The following is a 3990-nucleotide window of genomic DNA, read 5'->3' on the forward strand; positions in this document are numbered from 1 at the left end:
GCCGGAATCGCCAGACTCCCGGCCGGGGCCTGACCCCCGCGCCTCCCGATCGAGCCGCCCCATCGCTTCAACCAGGTGATGCGCGGCCTGCAGTCGGGTGGCCGCGGCGAGGTTCTGCGCCAGAGTGGCCGACCGCGCCACCTCGCTCAACGCCTCGGCGCCCAACGTGTCGAGAGCCTCCGGCACGGCGCGCAGCGCCCCGAACGCCGCCGAACTCGTCGTCGTCATCATCGGATCCACCACCGCACCCCCCTCCGCCAATCAAACTCGCCACCATTCGAACGTGTGATCCATCTTATCGCCCGGGGCGGAACAGCACAAGTGTTCGATCCAGAATTGCCGGGCATGGCGCCCAGACCACCCGGTGATCACACGACAGCGGCGCCTCTCCACTGGAGGAGAGACGCCGCTGGTGGCACCGACCCCGTCGGGTCGCCGTGAGTGTGATCAGGCCGAAGCCGCTGGTCAGGCAGAGGCGCCCTTGGACTTGCCGGCCGACTTGAGGTCGTTGCACGCCTCGACGACCCGCTCGGACATCCCCTGCTCGGCCTTCTTGAGGTACGAGCGCGGGTCGTAGACCTTCTTGTTGCCGACCTCGCCGTCGATCTTCAGGACGCCGTCGTAGTTGGCGAACATCTGACCGGCGATCGGGCGGGTGAACGCGTACTGCGTGTCGGTGTCGACGTTCATCTTGATGACGCCGTAGCTCAGCGCCTCCTCGATCTCGCTCTTGGCCGAGCCCGAGCCGCCGTGGAAGACGAAGTCGAACGGCAGGTCACCCTCGTTGAGACCGAGCTTCTCCACCGCGACCTCCTGGCCCATCTTGAGCACCTCGGGACGCAGCACGACGTTGCCCGGCTTGTAGACGCCGTGGACGTTGCCGAACGTCGCGGCGAGCAGGTAGCGCTGCCCGGTGTTGCCGGCCCCGAGCGCGTCGATGGTCGCCTCGAAGTCCTCGCGGGAGGTGTAGAGCTTCTCGTTGATCTCGTTCTCGACACCGTCCTCCTCGCCGCCCACGACGCCGATCTCGATCTCGAGGATCTGGTTGGCGCTGGCCGTCTTCTCGAGGAGCTCCTTGGCGATCTCGAGGTTGCGGTCGAGCGGGGTGGCCGAGCCGTCCCACATGTGCGACTGGAACAGCGGGTTACGCCCGGCGTCCACGCGCTCCTGGGAGATCCGGATGAGCGGGCGCACGAAGGTGTCGAGCTTGTCCTCGGGGCAGTGGTCGGTGTGCAGCGCGACCAACACGTCATACTTCTCGGCCACGATGTGCGCGAACTCGGCCAGCGCGACCGCGCCCGTCACCATGTCCTTGACGTTCAGGCCGGACCCGAATTCCGCTCCACCCGTGGAGAACTGGATGATCCCGTCCGAGCCCGCGTCGGCGAATCCCTTGATGGCCGCGTTGATGGTCTCGGAGGAGGTGCAGTTGATCGCGGGGTAGGCGAAGCCCTCCTTGCGAGCCCGGTCGAGCATGTCCTTGTACTGCTCCGGGGTGGCGATAGGCATTGACGATCCTCCAGATTTCGGCACTGTGACTCATCCCATCCTACGAGGTACCGCGAGGTGGCGGGCCCCGGAGGACCAGCGGGGGCACGGTTTCAGCCGTTTCCCAGCAGAGCGGGTCTACGATTCCCGAGGTGAACACGCACCTGGTGGCCGAACAGGCCCAGCACGTCCTGGCGCTCGGTCCCGGATTCATGGACCCGGAGTTCTGGCTGTCCGGCGACGGACCGTTCGGCAACGCGATACTCCCGGCTCTCCTCGCCGTGGTCTTCATCGAGTCCGGTCTGCTGTTCCCGTTCCTCCCGGGCGACTCACTGTTGTTCACCGCGGGGCTGCTCACCCAGCAGGACAACCCCTTCGCACCACTGTGGGTGGTGCTGGTGGCCGCCCCGATCGCGGCGTTCCTCGGCGACCAGGTGGGCTACTTCATCGGCAACCGGTGGGGCCACCACCTGCGGGAGCGGCCGGACGGGCGGATCTTCAAGCAGGTCTACATCCGCGAGGCCCACGAGTTCTTCGACAAGTGGGGGCCGGCCACGATCATCTTGTGCCGCTTCGTGCCGATCGTCCGCACCTACGCGCCGCTGGTGGCGGGCATGGCCGGGATGCGCTACCGCGTGTTCGTGCTGTTCAACATGGTGGGTGCGGTGTTGTGGGCCGCGGGGGTGACCGCACTCGGCGCATGGTTGGGGCAATTCGCGCTGATCAAGGAGCACATCGACCTGATCCTCATCGGGATCGTGCTGATCTCGGTCATACCGATGGCCGTCACCGCCGGGCCGAAGCTCGTCGACCGCATCCGCAACGGGCCCTCCGGCCCGGCGGCCTGAGCCGGGTCTCTACCGTGGTCGTCCGCCCCGCCAACGGAGGGCGGCGACCGTCGCCCCGACCACCAGGACCACACCGATCCCCTGAAGGCCCGGGGAGTCGTCCGCCCCGCCGAGGACGATCGCCACTCCCCCGAGGCCCACCACGCTCAGCACCCCGACGAGGACCAGGGCGAACCCCGCTGCGCTCCTCATTCCTCCACCCATTCCAGCAGGTCCCCGGGCTGACACTCAAGCACGCGACACATGGCCTCGAGCGTGCTGAACCGCACCGCCTTGGCACGCCCGTTCTTCAGCACCGCGACGTTCGCCGGCGTGAGTCCCACCCGCTCCGCGAACTCACCCACACTCATCTTGCGCCTGGCGAGCTCTACGTCAATCCGCACAACGATCGGCATCACACCACCGTGTCCATCTCGGACCGCAACGAGGTGGCCTGCCGGAGGAGTGCCCGCATGACGACCATGAGCAGCGCCGCGACGGTGATGATGACGACGACGAGGAAGAGCAGCAGCGGCAGTCCGGGATCGTTCGCGTTGACGCCCACGAGCACCAGGACGAGCACGAGCATCCCCCAGGCCGCGACGATCGCCCCGAGGATCACGTCGACCCAGATCAGTGACGCGTCGGTGAAGATGCGGTCGTCCTTGACCAGCGTGAGCAGCTTCCAGGTGGCCACCACCACGACCTGGATGCACAGCACCCAGTAGATCGACACCGCCGTCAGTGGCCACCGCAGATGTGCGTCGCCCGGCGATGTCTCAGCCATGTGCGCGAACTGCCCGGGCAACGACATGGTCTGCAGCAGGAGCAGTACCGCGAACAGCACCACCAGGGACACCCGCAGCGGCAGGACCGCTCGTCTTTCGATCTCCATCTCACGACTATGGATGATTAACTATCGAAAATCAATAGATAGATGTTGCACCTCGGGTGGCACAGCCCAGGTTGGCCAGCCCAGGTCAGCACAGCTCAAGTCGGCCAGCCCAGGTCAGCGCAGCTCAGGTCGGCGCAGCGTGCTCGCGGACCCACGCGTGCATCGCGATCCCCGCGGCCACGCCCGCGTTGATGGACCGGGTGGAGCCGAACTGGGCGATCGACACGGTCTTCGCCGCCCGTCGTCGCGCGTCGGCGCTGACCCCGGGACCTTCCTGACCGAACAGCAGCACACACTCGCGCGGGAGCCGGGCGGTCTCGAGCGGCTCGGCGCCGGGGAGGTTGTCGACGGCGACGACCGGCACCCCTGAAGATTCGGCCCAGTCCATCAGCGCGGCCACGTCCTCGTGATGGCGCAGGTGCTGGTAGCGGTCGGTGACCATCGCCCCGCGGCGGTTCCAGCGACGTCGTCCCACGATGTGCACCTCCGCCGCGAGGAACGCGTTGGCCGTCCGGACCACGGTGCCGATGTTGGCGTCGTGACCGAAGTTCTCGATGGCCACGTGGAAGGGGTGCCGCCGGGTGTCGAGGTCGGCGACGATCGCTTCTCGCCGCCAGTACCGGTAGCGGTCGACCACGTTGCGGCGGTCGCCCGAGTCGAGCAGGTCCGGATCCCAGCGGTCGCCCGTGGGCCGCGGCTCACCGGGGCGCTCGAGCTCCCACGGTCCGACGCCCACGAGCCCATCGCCCCACTCGGTCGGCCCGGCGGCGGGATCCGCCG

6 protein-coding genes and 1 pseudogene are annotated in these 3990 nt (G+C 67.7%); 1 reads left to right on the top strand and 6 read right to left on the bottom strand.

Features of this window, described 5'->3' with window-relative positions:
• A pseudogene (locus tag G6020_RS15520) lies at nt 1-231 on the bottom strand (hypothetical protein); the annotation flags it as partial.
• 234 nt (nt 232-465) lie between these two features.
• Nucleotides 466-1509: a class II fructose-bisphosphate aldolase gene (gene fbaA / locus G6020_RS15525; protein ID WP_182611228.1), complete on the bottom strand. Its 1044-nt coding sequence runs from the start codon at nt 1507-1509 to the stop codon at nt 466-468.
• A gap of 191 nt (nt 1510-1700) precedes the next feature.
• Between fbaA and G6020_RS15530 the strand changes: the two genes are divergently transcribed.
• Nucleotides 1701-2336 carry a DedA family protein gene (locus tag G6020_RS15530; protein ID WP_182611231.1) on the top strand — a complete coding sequence of 212 codons (636 nt, stop codon included), beginning with the start codon at nt 1701-1703 and terminating at the stop codon, nt 2334-2336.
• A 9-nt stretch (nt 2337-2345) separates the two neighbouring features.
• Here the strand turns inward: G6020_RS15530 and G6020_RS15535 are convergent, their stop codons facing one another.
• The 4 genes from G6020_RS15535 to G6020_RS15550 form a co-directional block, all read right to left on the bottom strand.
• Nucleotides 2346-2528 (bottom strand): hypothetical protein, encoded by a 183-nt coding sequence (locus tag G6020_RS15535; protein WP_179523504.1) that lies wholly within the window; start codon nt 2526-2528, stop codon nt 2346-2348.
• Complete coding sequence (locus G6020_RS15540) at nt 2525-2731, bottom strand: helix-turn-helix transcriptional regulator (RefSeq protein ID WP_179523505.1); 207 nt, start codon at nt 2729-2731, stop codon at nt 2525-2527. The genes G6020_RS15535 and G6020_RS15540 overlap by 4 nt, the downstream gene beginning before the upstream one ends.
• Nucleotides 2731-3210: a DUF2975 domain-containing protein gene (locus G6020_RS15545; protein WP_182611229.1), complete on the bottom strand. Its 480-nt coding sequence runs from the start codon at nt 3208-3210 to the stop codon at nt 2731-2733. Before G6020_RS15545 ends, G6020_RS15540 begins: the two co-directional genes overlap by 1 nt.
• A 124-nt stretch (nt 3211-3334) precedes the next feature.
• Nucleotides 3335-3990, bottom strand: a 656-nt coding sequence (locus G6020_RS15550; protein ID WP_194306173.1) for an RNA methyltransferase, incomplete at its 5' end; no start/stop codon positions are given.

Source organism: Dietzia sp. B19 (genome assembly GCF_014145155.1).
GTDB lineage: Bacteria > Actinomycetota > Actinomycetes > Mycobacteriales > Mycobacteriaceae > Dietzia > Dietzia natronolimnaea.